At 60.7% G+C, this 6,064-nt stretch carries 7 protein-coding genes; all 7 read left to right on the top strand.

Going from position 1 to position 6,064, the window contains the following annotated elements:
• Positions 1-1,031 (top strand): FAD-dependent monooxygenase (locus KBF66_RS18545; protein ID WP_296661061.1); only part of this gene is annotated, 1,031 nt, incomplete at its 5' end.
• A gap of 10 nt (positions 1,032-1,041) precedes the next feature.
• Complete coding sequence (locus KBF66_RS18540; RefSeq protein ID WP_296661060.1) at positions 1,042-1,266, top strand: DUF2783 domain-containing protein; 225 nt, start codon at positions 1,042-1,044, stop codon at positions 1,264-1,266.
• Positions 1,267-1,279: 13 nt separating this feature from the next.
• Positions 1,280-1,819: a VOC family protein gene (locus KBF66_RS18535; protein WP_296661059.1), complete on the top strand. Its 540-nt coding sequence runs from the start codon at positions 1,280-1,282 to the stop codon at positions 1,817-1,819.
• A gap of 69 nt (positions 1,820-1,888) precedes the next feature.
• Positions 1,889-2,911, top strand: a complete 1,023-nt coding sequence (locus KBF66_RS18530; RefSeq protein ID WP_296661057.1) for a fumarylacetoacetate hydrolase family protein — start codon at positions 1,889-1,891, stop codon at positions 2,909-2,911.
• A 200-nt stretch (positions 2,912-3,111) separates the two neighbouring features.
• A complete protein-coding gene (gene paaN / locus KBF66_RS18525; RefSeq protein ID WP_296661054.1) occupies positions 3,112-4,779 on the top strand; it encodes a phenylacetic acid degradation protein PaaN in 1,668 nt (555 codons plus the stop codon).
• Between the two features lie 9 nt (positions 4,780-4,788).
• The gene (paaG, locus tag KBF66_RS18520; protein WP_296661052.1) at positions 4,789-5,580 is read left to right on the top strand and encodes a 2-(1,2-epoxy-1,2-dihydrophenyl)acetyl-CoA isomerase PaaG; all 792 of its coding nucleotides are present in this window, start codon (positions 4,789-4,791) and stop codon (positions 5,578-5,580) included.
• A 6-nt stretch (positions 5,581-5,586) separates the two neighbouring features.
• Positions 5,587-6,064 (top strand): 3-hydroxyacyl-CoA dehydrogenase NAD-binding domain-containing protein (locus KBF66_RS18515; protein WP_296661050.1); only part of this gene is annotated, 478 nt, incomplete at its 3' end.

Genomic DNA, 6,064 nt, shown 5'->3' with positions numbered 1-6,064 from the left:
CCGACTTTCCGCATGAGCGCTGGTTCTGGTTTGACCCGCCGTTTCACCCTGGGCAATCGGTGTTGCTGCACCGCCAGGCTGATAACGTCTATCGCATTGACTTCCAGTTGGGTTGGGATGCTGATCCGGAAGCAGAAAAGAAACCCGAAAAAGTCATCCCGCGCATCAAGGCGATGCTGGGTGATGACCGTGAGTTTGAACTGGAATGGGTCAGTGTTTATACCTTTCAGTGCCGGCGCATGGCCGCTTTCACCCACGGCCATGTGCTCTTTGCCGGTGATGTGGCGCACCAGGTCTCACCGTTTGGCGCGCGCGGGGCCAATTCGGGCATTCAGGACACCGACAATCTGTGCTGGAAGCTCAAGCTGGTGATCGACGGCAAGGCGCCGGTCAGCCTGCTCGATACCTATTCCGAGGAGCGCACGTTTGCGGCCGACGAGAACCTGATGAACTCAACGCGCTCCACCGACTTCATCACCCCAAAAAGCAAAACCTCGCTGACCTTTCGCAACGCGGTGCTGAGCCTGGCGCGAGAGCACAAGTTTGCCCGCGCGCTGGTCAATTCGGGGCGCTTGTCGGTGCCGGCGTACTTGACCGAATCGCGCCTGAATACACCGGATTCCGACACGTTTGAGGGCGACATGGTGCCTGGTGCACCGATGGACGATGCACCCATGCAGGTCGCGGGCCAGACGGTTTGGCTGCTTGATCAGGTGGGCACCCGGTTTATGGCATTGGTTTATGTGGACGATCTGGCCGGTATGACTGCCGAGCATTTGACCGCATTCAAGGCGCTGGCCGGCGGCGTTATCCCGGTGGAGGTGGTGCTGATTGCCGCCAAACCAGGGCAGGTGCCACCGGGCATCCGCGTGCTGATTGATCGCGCCGGGCGCTTTGCCGAGCGATTTGACGCGCAGCACGGCACAACGTATCTGATTCGCCCGGATCAGCATGTGGCGGCGCGCTGGCGAGCTTTTGATGCCGCAAAGATCAAGGCAGCCGTGGCTTGCGCTACCTGCAACCCACAATGAGGAGACAGCCATGTCGTTGAACCTGCAACCCAACTTTTCCGAGTCCGGCAAACGCTATTTTCACGCCTTCACGCCAGGCGATGATTTTTACGAGGCGTTGATTGACACGCACCGCGACCTCAGCGACGAGCAAAGCGCCATGGTCAATGCCAAACTGGTGCTGCTGCTGGCCAATCACATTGGCGACATTGGCGTGCTGCGCGAGGCCATGGCGATTGCGCGGCAAGATGTATAAGAAAGGACACACCATGCACATCCAGAAAATTCACCATGTCGCCTACCGCTGCAAGGACGCCAAACAAACCGTGCAGTGGTACCAAAAGTACCTGAACATGGACTTTATCTTGGCGATTGCCGAGAACGAAGTGCCTTCAACCAAAGAGCCGGACCCCTATATGCACGTCTTTCTGGATGCCGGCGGTGGCAATGTGCTGGCGTTTTTTGAGCTGCCCACCCGCCCCGAGATGGGTCGCGACCCCAATACCCCGGCCTGGACGCAGCATCTGGCGCTGCAGGTTGGCTCGGTCGATGAACTGCTTGAGACGAAAGCGCGTCTGGAAGCCGATGGCATCGAGGTGGTTGGCCCCACGGATCACACCATTTTTAAATCGATCTATTTCTTTGACCCCAGCGGCCACCGGCTGGAATTGGCAGCTAACACGGGCACATCCAAAATGTCCAAAATGCTTGACGAAGTGAAGTGGGACATGCTCAACGAATGGGATAGAACCAAAAAAGCGCCGCAGCACGCGCGCTGGATGCACGATGGCAGCTATGCGGAGCACTGAAGCCGTGGCGGATTTGATCCATGCCCCCGTATCTCAATCGTTGCCTGCTATCAAAGCGGGATTTTGGTCATGAAGCTGGCAACCCTGAAAAAAGGCGGGCGCGATGGAACGCTGGTGGTGGTCAACCGCGCTCTGACCCACTGCCGCGCCGTGCCAGCCATCGCCCGCACCTTGCAGGCGGCACTGGACGACTGGGATGCGTGCGAGCCGCAACTGCGCCAGGTGTATGAGGCGCTCAACAGTGGCGCCTTCACCGAGCCCGATGTGTTTGACGCCGCCGCCTGCCATTCGCCGCTGCCACGCGCTTACCAATGGGCCGATGGCTCGGCTTATGTGAATCACGTCGAACTGGTGCGCCGCGCACGCGGAGCGGAGTTGCCGCCCGAGTTCTGGACCGATCCGTTGATGTACCAGGGTGGTTCAGACAGCTTTGTCGGGCCACTCGACCCGGTGTGCGCTTTGTCCGAAGACTGGGGCATTGACCTGGAAGCCGAGGTGGCGGTGGTCACCGGCGACGTGCCGATGGGCATCAGCGTCGCGCAGGCCGCCCGGTCGGTGCGCTTGCTGATGCTGGTCAACGATGTGTCGCTGCGCAACCTGATTCCGGCTGAGTTGGCGAAGGGATTTGGCTTTTTCCAGTCCAAGCCGGCCAGTGCCTTCAGCCCGGTCGCCGTGACACCGGATGAGCTGGGTACTGACTGGGTTGACAGCCGGGTTCACCGGCCTTTGACCGTGCATTTGAATGGCGCGCTGTTTGGCCAGCCCAACGCAGGGCAAGACATGGTGTTTAACTTTGCCCAACTCATTGCCCATGCCGCCAAAACGCGCGAGTTGTGCGCTGGCAGCATCATCGGCTCGGGTACGGTGTCGAACAAGCAGGGCGGCTTGCAGGGCTCGTCAATTGCCAATGGCGGCGTGGGGTACTGCTGTATTGCCGAGGTGCGGATGTACGAGACCATTGAGTCTGGCAAACCGGCCACTGGCTTCTTGAAGTTTGGCGACAGCGTGCGGATCGAGATGCTGGACGTGCCGGGGGCGTCGATTTTTGGGGCGATTGAGCAGACGGTTTTGCCTTACCGGGCCGAGGCATGACGCGGATGATTTACGCCACCCAACCCGCAAGAATGGGGGTCAGAGCCGTCTCCGCTTCGCTACGCGGATCCGACCCCCATTCTTGCTGCATCGCGTCTGTTTCAATGTCAGTTTACAAGCATTTTTGGCCTCTAGCCCAATAAGAATAAGCGTGAGCAGCTATCACATTCGTATTCATCAAAACACTTTCAGGAACCCATATGACCCACCCCTTGTTTGAAAAACACCGCGCCAAACTCGATGCCGCCCTCAATGCCATCCACACCCGTGGCTACTGGGCTGCGTACAACGAGATGCCCAGCCCTAAGACTTATGGCGAAACGGCGGCGGACGATGGCAAGAAGGCGTTTGAAGCGCAACTTGGGCAGCAGTTTGAGTTGAACCAGCCCGGCATCACCGGCTGGCTGGCACCGGAAAAGTCGCCTTACGGCATCGAGCTGAACGTGCGCTACCCGGTGTGCGATATAGAGGCGTTGATCGCCGCTGGCCAAGCCGCCATGCTTGGCTGGCAAACCGCCGGTGTGGAAGGACGCACCGGTCTGTGCATCGAAATGCTGGACCGGCTGAATGCGCAAAGTTTTGAGCTGGCCCACGCCGTGATGATGACCACCGGCCAGGGCTGGATGATGGCGTTTCAAGCCGGGTCGCCGCACGCGCAAGACCGCGGCTTGGAGGCCGTGGCCTACGCGTACCGCGAGCAAAAGTTTGTGCCGGCCGAGGCCACCTGGGAAAAGCCGCAGGGCAAGAACCCGCCACTGGTAATGAAAAAACACTTTGAAATCGTCGGGCGCGGGGTCGCGGTGGTGGTGGGTTGCGCCACCTTCCCGACCTGGAACACCTATCCGGGTCTGTTTGCCGCGCTGGCCACCGGCAATGCGGTGATTGTCAAACCGCACGACAACGCCATCCTTCCCGCTGCCATCACCGTGCGCACCCTTCGCGCCGTGTTGTCAGAGAACGGCATCGACCCCAATTTGGTCACGCTGTGTGTGCCCGACAAACGTGAAACGACGCAGGCGCTGGTCACGCACCCGGCGGTCAAGTCGGTCGATTTCACCGGCGGCAATGCCTTTGGCCAATGGCTGATTGACCACTGCCGCCAGGCGCAGGTGTACGCCGAGCTGGCCGGTGTCAACAACATCGTGATCGACTCGACCGATGCCTACAAGCCCATGCTGCGCAATCTGGCGTTCACGCTGTCGCTGTATTCGGGCCAGATGTGCACCACCTCGCAGGCGCTTTTTGTGCCGGCCGGTGGCATTGACACGGAAGACGGCCACAAGAGTTATGACGAAGTGTGCGCCGACCTGGCACGCGCGCTGGAAGGGTTCCTGGCAAAACCCGAAGTGGCTTGCGCCGTGTTGGGCGCTATTCAGTCCGCCGATACGCTCAGCCGCATCGCCTTGGCTGATAGCGGCAAGTTGGGCAAAGTGCTACTGGCCTCCAAAAAGCTCGACAACCCCGACTTCCCCAAGGCCGAAGTGCGCACCCCGGTGCTGCTGGCGTGCGACGCCGCCGACGAGTCGGCCTACATGGAAGAGCGCTTTGGTCCTATCAGTTTTATAGTGCGTTGCGCAGACACCGCAAGCGCTGTTGCCCTGTCAGAGCGACTGGTTGGCACACACGGCGCGCTCACCGTGGGGGTTTACAGCACCAAGCCGGAAGTGATCGAGGCCATGACAGCCGCCACTTGGGCAGCCAAGGTCGCGTTGTCGATCAACCTGACCGGTGGCGTGTTTGTCAACCAGTCCAGCGCGTTTTCTGACTACCACGGCACCGGCGGCAACCCGGCGGCCAACGCCAGCTATGCCGATTCGGCCTTTGTCGCCAATCGCTTTCGCGTCGTACAACGCCGCTACCATGTTTAAGGACTTGCAATGAGCTATCAGAACATCCTTTTTGAAGTGACCAACGGCGTCGCCCGCCTGACGCTAAATCGCCCGGACAAGCTCAACAGCTTCACCGGTGCCATGCACGCTGAGTTGCGTGCGGCGCTGGCCACCGTGCAGACCGACAAAAGCATCCGTGTGCTGGTCATCTCCGGTGCCGGCCGTGCGTTTTGCGCCGGGCAGGATCTGGCTGACCCCGACATGGCGATGGGCCCGTTGCAGCCCGACATCGGCAACGTGATCGAAGAAAACTACAAACCGCTGATTCTGGGCTTGCAAAACCTGCGTGTGCCCACCGTGGCCATGGTCAACGGCATTGCCGCAGGTGCAGGTGCCAGCCTGGCGCTGGCGTGTGATCTGGTGATTGCCGCGAAGTCGGCTTATTTTCTGCAGGCTTTCAGCAAGATCGGGCTGATTCCGGACACCGGCGGCACCTGGTTTTTGCCGCAGCGTGTGGGGATGGCGCGCGCCATGGGCCTGGCGATGCTGGCCGACAAACTGCCCGCCGAAAAGGCCGAGCAGTGGGGTCTGATCTGGCAGGCCGTGGAAGACGGCGAGCTGACACCCACGGTGGACAAGCTGGCCGCCCAGCTGGCCCAAATGCCAACGCGGGCGCTGGTGGCCACCCGGCTGGCCATGCATGCCGCACCCAACCATACGCTGGAGCAGCAACTCGGTGTTGAAGCGGGGTTTATGCGAGAACTGGGTTGGCGCGACGATTTCAAAGAGGGTGTGGCTGCGTTTCAGCAAAAGCGTGCCCCCAAATTCACGGGCAACTGAGCACCGATGGGTACCGCGCTTTCAACCCAGACCATCGTCGCCGTCATCGGCGCGGGCGCCATGGGCGCAGGCATCGCGCAGGTGGCCGCAGCGGCGGGGCACAAGGTCTGGCTGCTCGACACCCGCCCCGATGCCGCCGCGCAGGCGATTGCCAGCATTCGCGCCCAATTCGACAAACTGGCCACCAAAGGCAAACTTAAGCCCGCGCAGGCCCAAGCGGCGAGCGAGCGTTTGCATGTGGCGCACCAAATGGCGGACCTGGCCGATGCGGGTCTGGTGATCGAGGCCATTGTGGAGAGCCTGCCCGTCAAGCACAAGCTGTTTGCCGACCTGGAAATGGTGGTTCCAACACATTGCATTTTGGCCAGCAACACCTCGTCGATTTCCATCACCGCCATTGGCGCCGCGCTCAAACACCCTGAGCGCCTGGCCGGGTTGCATTTTTTCAACCCGGCACCGCTGATGGCGCTGGTCGAGGTGGTCT

The organism is Rhodoferax sp. (genome assembly GCF_018063565.1).
Taxonomy (GTDB): Bacteria; Pseudomonadota; Gammaproteobacteria; order Burkholderiales; family Burkholderiaceae_C; genus Rhodoferax.
This window is presented reverse-complemented; position numbering and strand designations above follow the sequence as displayed.